Origin of the sequence: Anoxynatronum sibiricum (assembly GCF_039414295.1) — a bacterium.
Classification (GTDB): Bacteria; Bacillota; Clostridia; order Peptostreptococcales; family Tindalliaceae; genus Anoxynatronum; species Anoxynatronum sibiricum.
In genome coordinates this window covers 1-19,131 of sequence record NZ_JBCITM010000010.1, presented here as the reverse complement: position 1 = coordinate 19,131, position 19,131 = coordinate 1, and the positions used below count along the sequence as shown (strand labels likewise).

General features: G+C 49.2%; 19 protein-coding genes. All 19 read left to right on the top strand.

Features of this window, described 5'->3' with window-relative positions; genetic code table 11:
- The first annotated feature begins 14 nt into the window (after positions 1-14).
- The 19 genes from meaB (at position 15) to lysS (ending at position 18,684) form a co-directional block, all read left to right on the top strand.
- Complete coding sequence (meaB, locus tag AAIG11_RS10640; protein WP_343186235.1) at positions 15-986, top strand: methylmalonyl Co-A mutase-associated GTPase MeaB; 972 nt, start codon at positions 15-17, stop codon at positions 984-986.
- Positions 967-1,374 (top strand): methylmalonyl-CoA epimerase, encoded by a 408-nt coding sequence (mce, locus tag AAIG11_RS10635; RefSeq protein WP_343186234.1) that lies wholly within the window; start codon positions 967-969, stop codon positions 1,372-1,374. The genes meaB and mce overlap by 20 nt, the downstream gene beginning before the upstream one ends.
- A gap of 52 nt (positions 1,375-1,426) precedes the next feature.
- Positions 1,427-2,974, top strand: a complete 1,548-nt coding sequence (locus tag AAIG11_RS10630) for an acyl-CoA carboxylase subunit beta (RefSeq protein ID WP_343186233.1) — start codon at positions 1,427-1,429, stop codon at positions 2,972-2,974.
- Positions 2,975-3,013: 39 nt separating this feature from the next.
- Complete coding sequence (locus AAIG11_RS10625) at positions 3,014-3,442, top strand: OadG family protein (protein WP_343186232.1); 429 nt, start codon at positions 3,014-3,016, stop codon at positions 3,440-3,442.
- A gap of 52 nt (positions 3,443-3,494) precedes the next feature.
- Positions 3,495-3,896 (top strand): biotin/lipoyl-containing protein, encoded by a 402-nt coding sequence (locus tag AAIG11_RS10620; protein ID WP_343186231.1) that lies wholly within the window; start codon positions 3,495-3,497, stop codon positions 3,894-3,896.
- 40 nt (positions 3,897-3,936) lie between these two features.
- Positions 3,937-5,175 carry a sodium ion-translocating decarboxylase subunit beta gene (locus AAIG11_RS10615; RefSeq protein WP_343186230.1) on the top strand — a complete coding sequence of 413 codons (1,239 nt, stop codon included), beginning with the start codon at positions 3,937-3,939 and terminating at the stop codon, positions 5,173-5,175.
- Between the two features lie 100 nt (positions 5,176-5,275).
- Positions 5,276-6,247 (top strand): biotin--[acetyl-CoA-carboxylase] ligase, encoded by a 972-nt coding sequence (locus AAIG11_RS10610; RefSeq protein WP_343186229.1) that lies wholly within the window; start codon positions 5,276-5,278, stop codon positions 6,245-6,247.
- A gap of 143 nt (positions 6,248-6,390) precedes the next feature.
- The gene (locus AAIG11_RS10605) at positions 6,391-7,209 is read left to right on the top strand and encodes a type III pantothenate kinase (RefSeq protein WP_343186228.1); all 819 of its coding nucleotides are present in this window, start codon (positions 6,391-6,393) and stop codon (positions 7,207-7,209) included.
- Between the two features lie 88 nt (positions 7,210-7,297).
- Entirely contained in the window at positions 7,298-8,476 is a 1,179-nt protein-coding gene (locus AAIG11_RS10600; RefSeq protein ID WP_343186227.1) for an acetyl-CoA C-acetyltransferase, read from the top strand.
- A gap of 216 nt (positions 8,477-8,692) precedes the next feature.
- A complete protein-coding gene (locus AAIG11_RS10595) occupies positions 8,693-10,105 on the top strand; it encodes a sigma-54 interaction domain-containing protein (RefSeq protein ID WP_343186226.1) in 1,413 nt (470 codons plus the stop codon).
- 14 nt (positions 10,106-10,119) lie between these two features.
- Positions 10,120-10,377 (top strand): hypothetical protein, encoded by a 258-nt coding sequence (locus AAIG11_RS10590; RefSeq protein WP_343186225.1) that lies wholly within the window; start codon positions 10,120-10,122, stop codon positions 10,375-10,377.
- Between the two features lie 123 nt (positions 10,378-10,500).
- Positions 10,501-12,066 carry an acyl CoA:acetate/3-ketoacid CoA transferase gene (locus AAIG11_RS10585; protein WP_343186224.1) on the top strand — a complete coding sequence of 522 codons (1,566 nt, stop codon included), beginning with the start codon at positions 10,501-10,503 and terminating at the stop codon, positions 12,064-12,066.
- A 38-nt stretch (positions 12,067-12,104) separates the two neighbouring features.
- A complete protein-coding gene (locus AAIG11_RS10580; protein WP_343186223.1) occupies positions 12,105-13,406 on the top strand; it encodes a GntP family permease in 1,302 nt (433 codons plus the stop codon).
- Positions 13,407-13,490: 84 nt separating this feature from the next.
- Positions 13,491-14,231, top strand: a complete 741-nt coding sequence (gene fabG, locus AAIG11_RS10575) for a 3-oxoacyl-ACP reductase FabG (RefSeq protein WP_343186222.1) — start codon at positions 13,491-13,493, stop codon at positions 14,229-14,231.
- Between the two features lie 45 nt (positions 14,232-14,276).
- On the top strand, positions 14,277-14,402 hold the full coding sequence (locus AAIG11_RS10570; RefSeq protein WP_343186221.1) for a hypothetical protein: 126 nt from the start codon (positions 14,277-14,279) through the stop codon (positions 14,400-14,402).
- A gap of 61 nt (positions 14,403-14,463) precedes the next feature.
- Positions 14,464-15,273 (top strand): methyl-accepting chemotaxis protein, encoded by an 810-nt coding sequence (locus AAIG11_RS10565; RefSeq protein WP_484477162.1) that lies wholly within the window; start codon positions 14,464-14,466, stop codon positions 15,271-15,273.
- A gap of 199 nt (positions 15,274-15,472) precedes the next feature.
- The gene (gene dusB / locus AAIG11_RS10560) at positions 15,473-16,465 is read left to right on the top strand and encodes a tRNA dihydrouridine synthase DusB (RefSeq protein ID WP_343186219.1); all 993 of its coding nucleotides are present in this window, start codon (positions 15,473-15,475) and stop codon (positions 16,463-16,465) included.
- A gap of 165 nt (positions 16,466-16,630) precedes the next feature.
- Entirely contained in the window at positions 16,631-17,119 is a 489-nt protein-coding gene (gene greA / locus AAIG11_RS10555) for a transcription elongation factor GreA (RefSeq protein ID WP_343186218.1), read from the top strand.
- 77 nt (positions 17,120-17,196) lie between these two features.
- Positions 17,197-18,684, top strand: coding sequence for a lysine--tRNA ligase (gene lysS, locus AAIG11_RS10550; protein ID WP_343186217.1), 1,488 nt, complete (start codon positions 17,197-17,199; stop codon positions 18,682-18,684).
- Positions 18,685-19,131: the final 447 nt, after the last annotated feature.

The following is a 19,131-nucleotide window of genomic DNA, read 5'->3' as shown; positions in this document are numbered from 1 at the left end:
TAGGAGATGAAGGCATGGAACTGGGTGAACGATTACTGCAGGGTGACAAAAAAGCAGCTGCACGCATGATCTCGCTCATTGAAAATGATGATCCCAAAGCTGTTGCCATTCTGGCCTCCCTCTATCAGCATACCGGGAAGGCAAGAGTTATCGGCATTACCGGCCCGCCAGGGGCAGGTAAAAGCACATTGGTGGATAAAGTGGTGAAGCAGCTGCGAAGCAGAGGTGCCACCGTGGGGGTCATTGCGGTGGATCCCACCAGCCCCTTCACGGGCGGCTCTATTTTGGGAGACAGAATTCGCATGTCTGACCTGAACCTGGATCCGGGTGTTTTTATTCGCAGCATGGGAACCCGGGGTCACCTGGGAGGGCTCTCCAAGGCAACGCTGGGGGCCGTCAAAATTCTGGATCTTTTGGGAATGGATTATGTGCTGATTGAAACCGTGGGTGTGGGACAGTCTGAGGTGGATATCGTTAAAGTGGCCGATTCGGTACTGATGGTAATGGTGCCCGGCCTGGGAGACGACATTCAGGCCATCAAGGCCGGCATTATGGAGATTGGTGATGTTTTTGTGATTAACAAGGCTGACCGGGACGGTGCCGACCGAACGAAAATGGAAATCGAAATGATGCTGGATTTCAATCATCAGGAGTGGCGCCCCCCGGTAACAAAAGCCGTGGCAGTAAAGAACGAAGGTATTGAAGAAGCCGTGGACAATCTGGAAAAACACTGGGAGTATCTGGAATCCACAGAAAAACTGGCAGAAACCCGGATTCGCAACAGTGAGCTGGAAATCATGGATCTGGCGCAGACGGCACTGGTGAAACAGCTGATGCGCAACAGTGACAACCGAAACTGGTTGAGGGGTCTGGCTGAAAAAGTGGCGCGAAGGGAACAGGACCCTTACACCATTAGCCGTTTGGTACTGCAGGAAATGATGAAGCAATCGATCAAGGAGGAAGCCTATGAAAACACTGAAAGTTGATCATATTGGTATTGCTGTCAGTAATTTGGACGAAACACTGAAGTTTTATGAAGAGGTGCTGGGCATGACCTGCACCGGTAAGGAAGAAGTGGCAGATCAGAAGGTACGGGTTGCTTTCCTTCCCGTCGGTGATTCCGAAGTGGAACTGCTGGAGTCCACCGATCCTGAAGGGCCCATTGCCAAATACATTGATAAGAAGGGGGAAGGCATCCAGCATATCGCATTCCGGGTGGACAACATTGAAGAGGCCATCGCAAACATGAAAGAGAAAGGCATTCGGATGATTGATGAATCACCCCGGTACGGAGCAGGCGGCGCCAAAATTGCTTTCTGCCATCCCAAAAGCACCGGTGGCGTGCTGGTTGAACTGAGTGAACGCGAAGATTAGATTTATCTGTACTGACAGACAGCAATGAAAAAAGGTAGGAGGGTATACGAGGATGAGCGTAAAAAAGCTTGAAGAACTACGCGAACGCAAAGAAAAAATCCAGGCGGGCGGCGGCGAAAAGCGCATCGCTGGTCAGCATGAAAAAGGAAAGCTGACAGCCCGCGAACGCATCAATCTGTTGTTTGACGAAGGTTCTTTTGTTGAACTGGACGCTTTTGTAAAACACAGATGCGTTAATTTTGGCATGGACAAGGTGGAGTCGCCAGGAGAAGGTGTTGTCACCGGCTATGGTCAGGTTGACGGACGGCTGGTGTATGCCTATGCCCAGGATTTCACTGTGGTTGGTGGATCACTGGGAGAAATGCATGCCAAGAAAATTTGCAAGGTGCAGGACATGGCCCTCAAAATGGGAGCTCCCATTGTGGGTCTCAATGACTCAGGCGGTGCCCGTATTCAAGAGGGTGTGGATGCCCTTTCAGGCTATGGACACATCTTTTACCGCAACACCATTTCTTCAGGAGTCATTCCTCAAATTACTGCCATCATGGGCCCCTGCGCCGGTGGCGCGGTTTATTCGCCAGCCTTGACAGATTTTGTCTTCATGGTGGATAAAACCAGCCAGATGTTCATCACCGGACCACAGGTCATCAAGACTGTTACAGGAGAAGAAGTGTCGGCAGAAGCTTTGGGCGGTGCCATGACACACAACCGTACCAGCGGGGTGGCACACTTTATGGCTGCCAATGACGAAGCCTGCCTCATGGAAATCCGGCGTCTCATCGGTTTTTTACCATCCAATAACCAGGAAAATGCACCGGTTTATGAAACGGCCAACGACATTAATCGGATCATTCCTGAACTGGATGAAATTGTACCAGAGAATCCCAACAAACCCTACGATATGAAAAATATCATCACAGCCATCGCTGATGATGCCGATTTTCTCGAAGTACAGCCATACTATGCCCCGAATATGATCACCGGATTTATTCGGATTAACGGCCAATCTGTCGGCGTCATTGCCAACCAGCCAAAAGTACTGGCAGGCTGCCTTGACATTAATGCCTCCGATAAGGCAGGGCGCTTCATTCGTACCTGCGACTGCTTTAACATCCCGGTGCTTAACCTGGTGGATGTGCCCGGATTCCTGCCGGGAACCAGTCAGGAATATGGCGGTATCATCAGGCATGGGGCCAAAATGCTTTATGCCTACAGTGAAGCCACTGTGCCAAAAATCACCCTGATTATCCGCAAGGCCTATGGCGGTGCGTATATCGGTATGTGTAATAAAGAACTGGGAGCAGACATTGTATTGGCATGGCCTTCAGCAGAAATTGCTGTCATGGGGCCTGAAGGGGCGGCCAACATTATTTTCCGAAAGGAAATTTCCGACTCTGACAGCCCTCAGGAAACCAGGGTTGAGCTGATTGACAATTACAAGCGAGAATTTGCGACTCCTTACAAGGCCGCAGAACGCGGTTTTGTGGATGATGTCATTGAACCTTCAGCAACCCGCCCAAGGCTGGTAGATGCACTCAATATGCTGGCAAGCAAGCGGGAAACAAGACCTCCGAAGAAACATGGCAATCTTCCGGTATAGGGAAAAAGTCACTTTGGAGGAAGGAGAGGTGAATTAATCATGACATTGCTGGAAGAAATGAAGGTTTCCATAGAAACCATGACGATGGGGGAGAAATTCCTGGCCAGCTTACAGGTAACCCTGCTGGGTGTTGCCATTGTTTTTGTGGCCCTGGGAATGCTCTTCATCATCATTAAAATTCTGGATACCTTTGTTCACAAGGCAGAAAGCAGTTCTGCCAAACGCAAGGAACAGAAAACAGCCGCTTCAGCTGCCAAGGCAGCACCGGCACCCACCCCGGAACCAGTGGCCGAGGAAAAAACACAGGATGACGGTGAATTGGTGGCGGTGATTGCTGCTGCAGTGGCAGCAAGCCTTCATACATCCACCCATAACATCATTGTCCGAAACATTGTCAGAGTGCCTGATCAGGCACCTGCCTGGAACCGGTTGGGCCGTATGCAGCAGATTAACCGACAGCTTCACTAATCCCTGACCAACAGGGTCATTCATTGATCTCAATTAAGGAGGAACTGGAAACATGAAAAAGTTCAGTATTACCGTTAATGGTGTGAATTATGAAGTGGATGTAGAAGAAATAAAGGACGGCGTTCCTGCTGCTCCTGCCGCTCCCCGTCCGCAGGCAGCAGCTCCTGCTCCTGCAGCGGCTCCGGCCGCTCCCAAACCTGCGGCAGCTGCTCCGGCTCCTGCGGCAGCAGCGCCTGCCGGCGGCACCACGGTGGAAGCACCCATGCCGGGTAACGTATGGAAAATCATCGTCAAAGAAGGCCAACAGGTGAAAGAGGGCGAAACCCTGATCATTCTGGAAGCCATGAAGATGGAAAATGAAATTCCCGCACCTTGCGACGGAGTGGTGGCATCCCTCCACGTAGCAGAAGGTGCAGCTGTCAATGGCGGAGACCTTCTGGTTTCCCTGAAATAACCATTTTTGACAGTGCACCATTACGAAAGGAGATGCCCACATGTTAACCGTATTGATCAAATTCTGGGGAACAACAGGATTTGCCAATATTACCTGGCAGCATCTGGTGATGCTGACAGTGGCCTGCATTTTGCTTTATCTGGCCATTGGCAAGGGTTTTGAACCCCTCCTGTTGGTACCCATTGCATTCGGCATGCTGCTGACAAACCTGCCCTTGTCAGGGGTGATGGAAATTGGAGATACTGTGCTCCGCGCCATCAGCCCGGAAGCAGCGGGGCAAGCAGCAGAACTGTTTCACCATCCAACTGCAGAGATGCTTCGGGAAGGCATTCCGGTGGAATATTACACTCGCACTCCCGGTGGTCTGATTCAGTACCTGTATACCGGTAATAAACTGGGAATTTTCCCGCCGCTGATTTTCATGGGTGTCGGTGCCATGACAGACTTCGGTCCGCTCATTGCCAACCCCCGCAGCCTGTTTCTGGGAGCTGCCGCTCAATTCGGCATTTTCTTCACCTTTACCGGAGCAGTTCTGCTGGGTTTCACAGCCCAGGAAGCTTCTGCCATTGGTATCATTGGTGGCGCCGACGGACCAACGGCGATTCTTGTAACAGCCCTGATGGCCAGTCATCTACTGGGGCCCATTGCAGTGGCAGCCTACTCTTATATGGCTCTGGTTCCCATTATACAGCCGCCCATTATGAAAGCCCTGACCACCAAACGGGAACGCCGCATTAAAATGCAGCAACTTCGCACTGTATCCAAAACTGAGAAAATTCTATTTCCCATTATGGTCACCATTGCAGTATCATTATTACTGCCTTCGGCCACGCCGCTGGTGGGGCTGCTCATGTTTGGCAACCTGTTGAAGGAATCCACTGTGACTGAGCGTCTTTCCAAAACGGCACAGAACGAGCTGATCAATATTGTCACCATCTTCTTGGGTGTCAGTGTTGGCGCAACAGCACAGGCAGAACAGTTTTTGAAGGTGCAGACACTGCAAATTATCGTACTGGGTGTGGTGGCTTTTGCCATGGGCACCGCTGCTGGTGTCTTACTGGCGAAAGTGATGAACAAGATGATGGGCGGAGACGCCATCAATCCCCTTATTGGATCGGCAGGCGTTTCAGCCGTTCCCATGGCCGCCCGAGTGTCACAGGTGGTGGGGCAGAAAGAAAATCCCAGCAACTTCCTGCTGATGCATGCCATGGGTCCCAATGTGGCAGGCGTGATCGGCTCGGCGGTAGCGGCTGGTGTGCTACTCTCTCTCTTTAACTAATCTGCATCCAATGAAAGCCCCGCGTCACCGCGGGGCTTTTCACTATCCAAAGAGATACCGCCACAGGCGGGATTCTTCTTCGGTTACAGGAGTGACAACAATGAAAGAAACCATTTTAAAACTGCTGTTTCGTCATGCGGGCAGTTTCCTTTCAGGTCAGGAAATTAGTGATGAACTGGGTGTCAGCCGTACTGCAGTCTGGAAACACATCAAGGCCCTTCAGGCTGCCGGATATCAGATTGAAACAGGCCATCGAAAAGGTTACCGCCTTCTTCCTCAGGAAGAGAGTCTTTTGCCGGGAGAAATCAAATCAGTGCTGAAAACCCGGTGGCTGGCACATCAACTGGTGCATTTGGAATCAGTGGATTCCACCAACATATGGGCTAAAAAACATCAACATGAACTTCGGCATGGGGCGATGGTACTGGCTGAAGAACAGACCGGCGGCAGGGGACGGCTGGGGCGCAGCTGGGAATCCTCCAAAGGAGAAGGAATCTGGATGACACTGGTGTTGGAGCCCGGTCTCCCCATGCACGATGCGGGGAAAATGACACAACTGGCAGCCGCTGCCATGCATCAGGCGGTCGTCGAGGTGACAGGACTGCCGGTGAAAATCAAATGGCCCAACGATTTGCTGGTGGATAACCAAAAGATTTGTGGTATTTTGACAGAAGTATCGGGAGAGTTAACCCGAATTGAACGCTTGCTGGTGGGGATTGGTGTGAATGTGAACCAGCAAGTTTTCAGCGGCGAAATTGCCGAGGTGGCCACCTCTTTGAGAATCATGATGGAGCAGCCAGTCTCCCGTGTTGCTCTACTGACACTTTTTCTGAAAATCTTCGAAAAATGTTACGATGATTACGTCCTGCATCAGTCTTACGGCGCGGTGCTTCGGGTTATTCGAGAACATTCCATGCTGCTGAATCAGCCCATCGATGTGATTCGCGGAGACCAGCGGGTGGCGGCAAGAGCGGTGAATATTCATGAGGATGGTCGTCTGGAAGTTGTTTATGAAGATGGCCGAAGTGAACTGCTGGCCGGCGGAGAGGTGTCGGTTCGCCGGAAGCTGTGATGAAGCATTTCTGTACCGTTTGCTTCAATTTGCCATGTGACTACAAAATTGATAAAATATAGATTAGCTCATCCCCTGGGTACGGCATGACTGATTCCTGCCTGAGGTCTTGAGACAGAAAACCTAACAAGGAAGGTGAAAGCATGCTGCTGGTTTTTGACGTTGGAAACACCAATATTGTCATGGGTACCTTTGAGGGAGACGATTTGACATTCTCTTGGCGAATGTCGACGGATAAAGACAAATCGTCTGATGAATATGTGATCCTCATCAGCCAAATGCTTCAGTATCAGGATATTAAACCGTTGATGATTGACGATGTGATTGTGTCGTCGGTTGTGCCTGATCTGATGTACTCTCTGGAACATGCCATCCGAAAACTTTTCAGGTTGATGCCGCTGTTGGTGGAGCCTGGCATTAAAACTGGAATGGATATTCAATACGATAACCCCAAGCAGGTGGGCGCTGACCGAATTGTCAATGCCGTAGCTGCTTTTCAAAAATATGCCGGTCCGTTGATTGTGGTTGATTTTGGAACAGCCACCACCTTTTGTGCCATTGCAGAAAAAGGCAATTACCTGGGTGGTACCATTGCGCCGGGCATCAAAATCTCCAGTGATGCCCTCTTTCAGAAAGCTGCAAAGCTGCCGCGCATTGACCTGGTAAAGCCGGGGCAGGTCATTTGCAAAAATACAGTCAACAGCATGCAGTCTGGGATCATTTACGGTTATGTAGGTCTGGTGGAACACATCGTGAGCAAAATGAAAAGTGAACTGTCTCCAGACGCGCCAGAAAAGGTGAAGGTCATTGCCACTGGTGGCTTGTCAACACTGATTGCAAGTGAAACAGAGGTCATAGACATTGTGGATAAAACCATCACACTGGACGGTTTGAAGATTATTTACGATCTCAACAGTCAAGATCGGGAAAAAGAAATTCCGCCTGAAATGCTGGAAGGATAGGCATAACACAAAATTGGTATAATCCTTGCATCATATAGTAACGTACCTGTCCGCTAGTAACCGAACTCACTAAAGGAGGCAATTCATCATGAAAGAAGTCGTCATTGTCAGCGGTGTCAGAACTGCCATTGGAAATTTTGGCGGTGCACTGAAAGATGTTTCGGCAGCAAAACTGGGAGAAATTGTGATACGGGAAGCGTTGAAAAGGGGCGGCGTAGCCCCGGAGCAGGTGGATGATGTTTACATGGGCTGCATTCTTCAGGCAGGAGCCGGCCAGGGCATTGCCCGACAGGCATCAGTGAATGCAGGCATCCCGGTGGAAGTGCCGGCGACCACACTCAACATGCTTTGTGGGTCAGGGCTGCGCGCCGTTTCCCTGGGCGTGCAAACGATTCTCACGGGAGATAATGACGTGGTCGTGGCAGGTGGTACCGAAAGCATGAGCCAAGCCGCTTATATTCTTCCCAAAGCTCGCTGGGGGGCACGCATGGGCAATGACAGCCTGGTGGACACCATGATCACGGATGCCCTGACAGATGCTTTCAATCAGTATCATATGGGAGTAACTGCCGAAAATCTGGCGGATAAATTCAACCTTTCCAGAGAAGAGCAGGATGCATTTGCAGTTTCCAGCCAGAATAAAGCTGAGGCAGCCATGGCAGCCGGTAAGTTCAAAGATGAAATTGTTCCTGTAGAAATTCCGCAGCGCAAGGGCGATCCCCTGATTTTCGATCAGGATGAGTTCCCGAAAGCCGGCATGACCGCCGAAAAACTGGCCAAACTGCGACCTGCCTTTAAAAAAGAGGGCACTGTTACTGCCGGAAACGCTTCAGGTATCAACGATGGTGCTGCTGCCGTCGTGATCATGTCCAAAGAAAAGGCTGACGAGTTGGGGCTCAAGCCTCTGGCCACCATTGTGTCTTACGGAAGTGCAGGTGTTGACCCGGCGATTATGGGAATTGGGCCTGTCACTGCCACTGAGAAAGCGCTGAAAAAGGCGGGACTGACCATTGATGACATGGATCTGATTGAAGCCAATGAAGCCTTTGCAGCCCAGGCGCTTTCTGTTGGAAAAGAACTGGGATGGAACCCTGACAAGGTGAATGTGAATGGTGGCGCCATAGCGCTGGGGCACCCGGTGGGAGCCAGCGGTGCCCGCATTTTGATCACATTGCTGCATGAAATGGAAAAGCAGGATGCGACCTATGGTCTGGCAACCCTTTGTATTGGCGGTGGGATGGGAACCTCTCTGGTGGTCAAACGGTAAAGCGGCTGAAAGTCAGCAACTGGTGAAATAGCATAGAAAAACAAGCAATGACTGAAGTCCCTCCCTGCCCGTGGGTTAATGGAAAATCCATTAGCCTATCAGCAGGGATTTTTTTATGGTTCCTGTTGGCCGTTTTTCTTGTTAACCATGGAAAGAAATGCCCCGGCTAAGTGATGATGATCATGTGATATAATCGAAAAAAGAGAGGTGAGCGCAATGGGCGAACAGGCGGAGCAGTCTTCCATGATGCTGGAAGACCGGGAACAGCTGCTGGAGATGTATAACAGTATTTTCGACATTATTTATAACTGGATCGTGGTCGTTGACAGGCAGGGCATTATTCGAATGATCAATAGCCGGTATTGCCATTTTCTGGGTGTGGAGCAGCAGGAGGCGGTGGGAAAGCACGTCACAGAAATCATTGAAAACACCAGAATGCACATCGTTGCTCAGAATGGGCGCAGGGAAATTGGCGATATTCAGCAAATCAAAGGCAACAAAATGATCGCCGACCGCATTCCCATCTATCAGAAAGGGCAACTCATCGGAGCTGTGGGGACTGTCATTTTTAAAGACGTAGTGGAACTGGATGCCTACGTAAAGCGGGTTGGCCACATGGAAAAAGAACTTGATTTTTACAAAAAGGAACTGAAAAAAGCATTGGGTACCGATAACACCTTCGATAATATCATAGGCACCAGTCAGGCACTGCAACGGGCGATGAACCTGGCGAAACGAGTGGCCAGCACGAAATCCAATGTGCTCCTGCTGGGAGAAAGCGGTACGGGCAAGGGTCTTTTTGCCAGCGCCATTCACAACGCCAGCCCCCGGTCAGAGTATCCTCTGATCAAAGTCAATTGTGCGGCTATCCCTTCTGAACTGCTGGAATCAGAGCTTTTTGGTTATGAAGGCGGTGCTTTCACCGGTGCAAAAAAAAGTGGAAAACCCGGCAAGTTTGAACTGGCCCATAAAAGCAGCATTTTTCTTGATGAAATTGGTGATCTTCCCCTGAACATGCAGGCAAAGTTACTAAAGGTGTTGCAGGAAAAAGAAATTGAGCGGGTCGGCGGGGTGAAAAGCCAAAAAGTTGACATCCGTATTATTGCCGCAACCAACCGTAATCTGGAAGAAATGGTCAAAGAAAAGACTTTTCGTGAAGATTTGTATTATCGGCTTAATGTGATCAACATCCGTATTCCTTCCCTGCACGAGCGCAAAGAAGACATTCCCATGCTGGCAGATTACCTGATTCGTAAGACGGCCAAGGAAATGGACCGTTTTGTGACAGAAATTTCCCCGGCAGCCATGCGCTGCCTTGTTGAATACCAGTGGCCTGGGAATATTCGTGAGCTTGAAAACGTCATTGAGAGGGCTTTTAACCTGGTGGACAAAGAAGCGGGGATTACTCTGAAACAGTTGCCCACCTATCTGGTGGCAGAACAGGAAACAGAAGCCGTTTATGCAGAAACATTGCTGAAAGAGGCGGTGGAAGCGGTTGAGCGAAAAACGATTTCGCGCTGCCTTAATGAAACAATGGGAAATAAATATCAAACAGCCCGTCTTTTGGGAATCAGTCGAACAAGTCTTTATGAGAAAATGGAGAAATATGGCATCGAAGTGTCCAAATAATGTTCAGTGTCCAAATGATGGACAATCGAAGTGCCACACCATTAGAAGGAATCGTTTTCCTTGATCTGCAAGGAGTGAACCTTCGTTGGAAGACGCTTGGAGCCATTTTCGATCATTGCAAATGTACAAAAAACGAACAAAAAAGTGCTTATTTGTCAAAACAATGCAACATAAAAGAAAAGTCAAAATATTATCAAAAGAAATGGTCTGCCGATATACCGGGGGCTGTTTCTTTTTTTGAGGCTGATGAAATGATCTCAACACGTTCTTAAAACGGACGTTGTAAATAAAGGGAAGCGCAATGAGTCTTGCGAGTAGGATTATTTTACGGCATTTTGCCGGATTGGCACAAAGATTGCAATTTTATCCCGTATCAATATGGAGGAGGGATCATGATGGCACCAAAATTTCTGAGCGCAGCTGAAGCAGTAAAGCTGATACCGTCGGACTGCACAGTGGCGACGGGAGGATTTGTGGGCAATGCCGTGCCGGAAGAACTTGAAATTGCCCTTGAAAATCGTTTTGTTGAAACGGGTGAGCCGCGAAATCTGACGTTGACCTATTGTGCCGGGCAGGGGGACGGAAAAGACCGAGGTGTCAATCACTTTGGTCACGAGGGTCTTTTGAAACGTGTTGTGGGAGCTCACTGGGGTCTGGCGCCAAAAGTTCAGAAGCTGGCCCTGGAAAACAAAATTGAAGGATACACCTTTCCTCAGGGTGTCATTGCCCATCTCTTTCGGGATATTGCGGCAGGAAAGCCGGGAACCATTACCCATGTTGGATTGAAGACGTTTGTTGACCCGCGCATTGAAGGTGGAAAGCTCAACGAAGTAACGACGGAAGATTTGGTGGAAGTGGTTGAGTTGGGTGGACGGGAATATCTGATGTATAAAACATTTCCCATCCATGTAGCGCTGCTGCGGGGAACCTATGCCGACGAAAACGGCAACGTCACCATGGAGAAGGAAGCGGGATCACTGGAGGTGCTTTCAATCGCCCAGGCGTGCAAAAACTCAGGCGGGCGGGTGATTGTCCAGGTGGAAAAAGTGGTCAAGGCGGGAACTCTTAATCCCTGGATGGTTAAAATACCGGGAATTTATGTGGATACCATCGTGGAAGTGGAAGATATGCGCAACCATATGCAAACCTTTGCAGAGCAGTTCAACGAAGGGTATACCGGACGTATTCAGGTGCCGGTTTCTTCGGTCAAACCCCTGCCGCTGGATGAGCGGAAAATCATAGCCCGCAGAGCGCTTATGGAACTGGTTCCCAGTGCGGTGGTGAATCTGGGGATTGGCATGCCTGAAGGGGTGGCAGTGGTAGCCAATGAAGAGGGTGTGGGTGATCATATGGTGCTGACTGTCGAACCGGGGCCTATTGGGGGAATTCCCGCAGGCGGTCTCAGTTTCGGAGCAGCCACAAACCCTGTGGCCATCATCGACCAGCCCAACCAGTTTGACTTTTATGATGGCGGCGGCCTCGACGTGGCGTTTTTGGGACTGGCCCAGTGTGATGAAGCGGGGAATATCAATGTCAGCAAGTTTGGACCCAAAATCACCGGGCCGGGAGGCTTTATCAATATCACTCAAAATGCCAAAAAAGTTATTTTCTGCGGCACCTTTACAGCCGGCGGCCTGAAACAGGAAGCTGTTGATGGTAAACTCAATATCATACAGGAAGGCAAGTTTATCAAATTCCTGAAACAGGTGGAACAAATCACTTTCAGTGGCGAGTATGCAGTGGAGGTGGCGCAACCGGTGGTGTATGTCACTGAGCGGGCAGTCTTCCAGCTAAGCCCTGAAGGGCTGTGCCTGATTGAAATAGCACCGGGAGTTGATCTTCAAAAGGATATTCTGGATCTCATGGAATTCAAACCGGTGGTGGCGGAAGATCTCAAGTTGATGGACGAACGGATTTTCAAACCCGAAAAGATGAACTTTTCACTGAATGGTGAAGGGTAGTCAGCGCATAACTAACCTAAAAGAAGGAGGAGAGAAACATGATTGGAATTATTATTGGCCTGGCATTATTGATGTATTTAGCCTATCGGGGAATGTCCATCATCTGGATTGCCCCCATCTGCGCCGGAATTGTGGCCCTCACCGGAGGCTTAAACCTGATTGAAGCTTACAGGGAAGCCTACATGGGTGGGTTTGTAGGGTTTGCCAAAGCCTGGTTTCCGGTCTTTATGCTGGGCGCTATCTTCGGTAAGATCATGGATGATTCAGGCGCTGCCCGGGCAGTGGCCCACTGGATTACCGCCAAAATCGGAACTAAACGGGCGATCTTTGCAGTCGTCATGGGTTGTGCGGTACTGACTTATGGCGGTGTTTCCCTCTTTGTGGTTGTCTTTGCCATGTATCCCCTGGCACTGGCTCTCTTTCGTGAAGCCAATCTGTCCCGCAAGCTGATCCCCGGATCCATCGCCCTTGGTTCCTTCACTTTTACCATGACGGCCATTCCGGGAACACCGCAGATTCAAAACCTGATTCCCATGCAGTATTATGGCACCACACCAACGGCAGCGCCCATCATGGGAGTGGCAGGTGCGCTGGTGATGCTGGGAGTGGGCATGGTGTGGATGACTTATGCAGAACGGAAGCTGTCGGCTGCAGGTGAGGGCTTCACTGAACCCACTGAAAAACTGGCAGATATCGATGTGGCAAGTCTTCCCAGTCCTATTTTATCATCACTTCCCCTGTTGGCAGTCATCCTGATTCTCAATGTGGTTCCCATGATCATCGACCGGGATGTGGACATTATCATTGCGCTGACAGCGGGGATTTTGCTGGCCATCGCACTGAATTACAATCGATTGACGGATAAAGTCAAAACCATCAATGCCGGTGCTTCCGGTTCGGTATTAGCCATTATTAACACCAGTGCAGCTGTTGGATTTGGAGCGGTTGTTCGTGCGGTGCCCGGATTTGAAACTCTGACAGATCTGGTGATGGGAATTCCGGGAAATCCTCTTGTTTCACAGGCAGTATCGGTTAATATTCTTGCCGGTGCCACTGGTTCTGCTTCTGGAGGTATGGGCATCGCCCTGGCGGCCTTGGGAGAACGTTACATGGAAATTGCCGTTGCCACGGGTATTTCGCCGGAAGCTTTCCATCGAGTGGCTTCCCTCTCCAGTGGTGGGCTGGACACACTCCCCCACAATGGTGCTGTGCTGACGCTGCTGGCTGTGACGGCCATGACTCACAAAGACTCTTATAAAGATATCTTCATGGTGGGAACAGCCATTCCCATTCTGGCAGTTATTGTGGCCATTATTCTGGCAAGCATTGGCCTTGTTTAAACAGCAGCATTCATTTGGATCAGAGAGCTGTTCAGAAATCATTAACAAACATCCGAAGGGAATATTCCAAAGGAGGAAATGAACATGAAACTAAAGGGTAAAGTCGGCATCATCACCGGTGCAGCCAGAGGAATTGGACAGGCAACCGCCTATCAATATGCGCGGGAAGGTGCCCGGGTCGTCGTGTGCGATTTGAATCTGGAAATGCTGCAGGAAACGTTGGATGAACTGACAAAGATGGGAGCTGATAAACTGGCGTATGAAGTCGATGTGACAGATCGCCAGACCATTCAGCAAATGGTGGATGATGTGATGGGGCAATGGGGTCGGATTGATGTGCTGGTAAACAACGCTGGGATTACAGCAGATGCCCAGTTGAAAAAAATGGCAGAGGCAGATTTTGATAAAGTAATCGACATTAATCTGAAGGGTGTGTTCAACTGCGCTCAAATGGTTATTCCGCAAATGATTGAGCAGGGCGGCGGAGTGATTCTCAATGCTTCCTCTGTGGTGGGTGTTTATGGTAATTTCGGGCAAACCAATTACGCTGCCACCAAGTGGGGTGTCATCGGCATGACAAAAACCTGGGCAAAAGAACTGGGGAAAAATGGCATTCGGGTGAATGCGGTGGCACCAGGATTCATCCTGACGCCTATGGTACAAAAAATGCCCGAAAATGTGCTGGATATGATGAAAGACAAGTCTCCGCTGAAACGCCTTGGAACTCCTGAAGATATTGCACATGCCTATGCGTGGCTGGCATCAGATGAAGCAGGTTTCATAACGGGCACTGTACTCAGTGTGGATGGAGGCGTTGTATTGTAGAAATTTCAATGATCGACCAAAAGGTCGGTGCGATGGGGCTATCATTTGAAAGATTTTAAGAAAGAAAGCAAAGAAAGAAAGAAAGAAAGAAAGAAAGAAAGAAAGTGGGCGAGAAGCCCCGTGAAAAGCGCGGGGCTTCTCGCTCATTCAACAGGCCTTGCAGCAATATAAAACGAATACGCATACCCACTATTTGCCCAAAGGGGGACCTGATGTGAAGAACAGTTCGCAGATGATGCAGGCATTTTTAGAGACGGCGCCCTATGCGAAGCATTTGAGTATGACGGATGTGGCCATTGCAGTGTGCGACAGAGAAAAATACCTGGGGTTTTTCCCGGGTGAGGTGCTGCAGTTTCCTGTGAAAGCCGGAGATCCCATAAAAAAAGAAACAGTTGTCAGTCAATCCATGCAAATCGGAAAACCAATGAGCCGACGAATGGGGAAAGAATTGTTCGGGTTTCCGTACATTGCCCTGGCAACACCGGTTTTTGAAGGTGCTGAAGTGGTGGGTGGAGTGGTTTATCTTGTTTCCACTGAACATCAGGAACGGTTGCTGCAGATGGCAGAAATCATTGCAACAGGGATCGAAACACTGGAAGAGTCTTCTGGGCGCATGACAACCCAGGCGGATGAGCTTTTGGAAACGGGAGACGCACTGGAGAAGATGGCCCAAACAGCACTCAGGCAAGCTGGCACAACTGAAGAAATTACAGAAATGATTAAAAGAATATCAAGTCAGTCAAACTTGCTGGGCTTGAATGCATCCATCGAAGCGGCCAGATCGGGTGATTCTGGCAAAGGATTTGCCGTGGTGGCTGATGAGATTCGCAAACTGGCGGTATCGACCAATGAATCGGTTGAAAACATCGAAAAGATCATGAAAGATATTCGCGAGATTAACCGACGGATAGCAGCGGAAGTGGAACAAATCAGGCTGACAGCGAAGGATCAAGTGGCCTCGTCGGCAGAGGTGAACGAAGCGATCCAGTCGTTGGACACGATTATCAGGCAGCTTCGCAAGGAGGCAGAACAATACACATAAACAACTGCAGAACCATGGTCGTTAAGCATGAGTTGAGGATGGGGGTTCTGTGTGTCGTCAAAAGCATGAGGGCTGCCGGTGGAGAGGAAATCATCATATGGAAGGCGTGACTTGCGAAAATGAGGGGGATCGGTTACAATTGACAGGCAAAAATTAATGCTGTCGGTGGGTAACATTCGACAGAGCAGGAGGAAAAAACGTGCTCAACCCTTTATCAATTGGTCATATCACCATCCCTGTTCCCGTCATACTGGCTCCGATGGCAGGCATTACCGACCTTGCCTTTCGGCGTATCTGCAAACAGATGGGATGCGGCATGGTTATCACAGAAATGGTCAGTGCCAAAGGTCTCTATTATAAGGATGATAAATCTCACGAGCTAATGCAGACGCATCCGGAAGAAGCTCCGGTGGGAATTCAGATATTTGGATCGGATGAAAGAATCATGGCATGGGCGGCGGATAAGCTGAATGAAATGCCCCATGCCTTTCTGGATATCAACATGGGGTGCCCTGCTCCTAAAATTGTTAAAAATGGCGACGGTGCGGCCCTGATGAGGGAACCTGAAAAAGCTGGCCGCATTATCCGGGCAGTGGCAGAGGCCAGCGTTAAGCCAGTGACGGTCAAAATAAGAAAGGGCTGGCAGGAGAACGAGGTGAATGCACTGGAAATGGCTCGCATTGCCGAAGCTAATGGAGCATCGGCTGTGACGGTTCATGGAAGAACCCGGGATCAGTTTTATGCAGGAGAGGCCGACTGGGAGATCATTCGCCAGGTGAAAGAGGCCGTCCAAATACCGGTTATTGGAAACGGAGATCTTTTTTCAGCGGAAGCGGTGCTGCGCATGGTGGATGAAACCGGCTGTGACGGCGTGATGATAGGCAGGGGAGCACAGGGTAATCCGTGGATTTTCAGGGATGTGCTGGGCTTGCTGAAGCATGGGTATGAGGGAAAACAGCCGGATGGTTCTGAAATTTATGCTGTACTGCAACGACATCTGCAAATGGTGACCAGCTACAAAGGTGAGTGGATTGCGGTGAAGGAAATGCGCAAACATGCAGCCTGGTACACCAAGGGGCTTCCCGGTTCTGCGGCGATTCGACATCAAATTAACCGGGCAGAAACGGCAGATGACATGCTGAAGCTGCTTTCAGACTATCTGTTGAGGGACTTGTGTTGCTTGACAAGATGATATCACTGCCTTATAATGGGTAAGAATAAGAAACCCGTCCAAACACTGAGCATATCAGTGTTTCTTGCTTTATGCTCAGATATAAGTCAATACGGTAATGAGAAAAAATGCAGAAGAAAAGAAAGATTTAAAAGTGGAAGAATACATGCAAGGGAGCGAAAGACCATGGTGAACAAAGAAACGATCTTGACAGTTAAAGGTAAAGAAAAGATTGAAGCTGAGCTGGAACAGTTAAAGACCGTACGCCGAAAAGAAATTGCTGCGCGCATTAAGCAGGCCATTGAATTTGGAGACATCAGCGAAAACTCGGAGTACGATGAAGCCAAGAATGAACAGGCACAAATTGAAGAGCGCATTATGAAACTTGAAAACCTGCTGAAAAAAGCAGTGATTCTGGATGAAGATGAAATCAGCACAGATGTTGTGGGCGTGGGATCGACTGTCTATTTGCGAGAAAACGATGATCCCCAGGAAGTCAAGTATACCATTGTCGGCTCTGCAGAAGCAGACCCCTATGAGTTTAAGATTTCAAACGAATCACCGGTGGGGAAAGCCCTTCTGGGAAACCGGGTGGGAGATAAGGTGGAAATACAAATCCCTGATGGCATGACAATGTATGAAGTGATCCGAATCGAAAAGGCGGAAGTACTTTAAAGAAGCCGCGGGAATCATCGGAGTAACACCGGTGCGACAGTGGCACTCATACGAAACTAACCAAAGAAGGTGACGAAATGACTGGGCCAGGAGAAGAAAAAAACCTGAATGAGCTGTTGCTTATCCGCAGAGAAAAGCTGGAACATTTGAAATCGGAAGGCAAAGACCCATTTTTGGTGGAAAAAGTTGATGTGACCCACTACAGTCAACAGGTAAAGGAGCATTTCGACTCCCTGGAAGGAACTGAGATGACCATGGCAGGTCGGATCATGACACGCCGGGAACATGGAAAAGCGACGTTCATCAACCTGCAGGATAAAGAAGGGCAAATTCAGGTCTATGTACGTGAAGACCGTATTGGTGAAGCTGCGTATGCCGACTTTACCCATTATTACGATATAGGTGATATCGTTGAGGTGCAGGGTGAATTGTTTCAAACCAAAAGAGGTGAAATCTCTTTAAAAGCACATTTGATCCGTCTGCTGTCAAAATCCCTTCAGATCTTGCCGGAAAAGTGGCATGGACTTAAAGATACAGACACCCGTTACCGTCAGCGGTATGTGGATCTCATCGTGAATCCGGAAGTTAAAAAAGTGTTTCGTCTGCGCAGCAAGATCATTAAAGCCATTCGTGCCTATCTGGATGAACGTGACTATCTGGAAGTGGAAACGCCAATTCTGGATACACTGGCCGGCGGGGCCAATGCAAAGCCCTTCATTACTCACCACAATTCACTGGATATTGACATGTACCTGCGGATTGCCACGGAGCTTCATTTAAAAAGGCTGACCGTCGGTGGTTTTGACCGGGTCTATGAAATTGGCCGGATTTTCCGCAACGAAGGGATGTCAATTAAGCATAACCCTGAGTTTACTTCCATTGAATTATACCAGGCTTATGCCGACTATGAAGAGATTATGGAACTGACCGAAAACCTGGTGGCGCATGCAACGATGGAAGCATTGGGAACCACGAAAGTGAGTTATCAGGGTCAGAAAATCGACTTTGCACCTCCGTGGAAACGGATGACAATGATTGAAGCCTGTCGGGAGTATGCTGGTGTGGATTTTGACACCATCGAAACTGAAACAGAGTTACGGTCACTTTGCAAAGAACGGGGAATCGAAATTGAGGGAGAGTTTTCAAAAGGGTGGGTCATTGCAGCGTTTTTTGAAACCTATGCAGAGAAGAACCTGATCCAACCCACGTTCATCACCCAGCATCCTGTTGAGGTATCGCCTCTGGCGAAAAGAAACCCTGATAATCCTCAGCTGACCAATCGGTTCGAAGCTTTTGTGAATACATGGGAACTTGCCAATGCTTTTTCAGAGTTGAATGATCCCATCGATCAGAAGCAGCGGTTTGTGGAACAGGTCAAACAAAAGGCCTCTGGCAACGAAGAAACCCATCCTTATGATGAAGACTTCATTAATGCCCTCGAAGTGGGCCTTCCGCCCACCGGTGGTATGGGGCTGGGAATTGATCGACTGGTCATGCTCCTGACAGACTCGCCTTCTATTCGGGACGTGATTTTGTTCCCCACGATGAAACCACTGGAACGATAGGAATGCCACTGGAACGATAGGAATGCCACTGGAACGATAGGAATGCGATAATCGCAGAATAAAACGCCCTTTCAACATTGACTGAATCGCAACGATTCCAATGAGCAGGGGCGTTTTCCATTTTTATTTTAAAAAAAGCTTGACTTCATCGCGGGAGGATGGTATTCTATATAAGTCGCCAAAAACGGCAGGCGAAAAAAATGAGTCATCCCAAGGTGTCTGAAAGAACAAACGAAAAAAAGTTCAAATAACGGGTTGACATCAAACAAGCAAGATGGTATACTTAAAAAGTTGCTGCGAAGCAACGAAAAACGAAAAGCTCTTTGAAAACTGAACAGCAGGAAGAAGCGAAGAGAACCAAAAGAAGCCAGAATCTGAAAAGAGACTGGGTTTGGGAAAGAATTCTAATAAGAGTTTGATCCTGGCTCAGGATGAACGCTGGCGGCG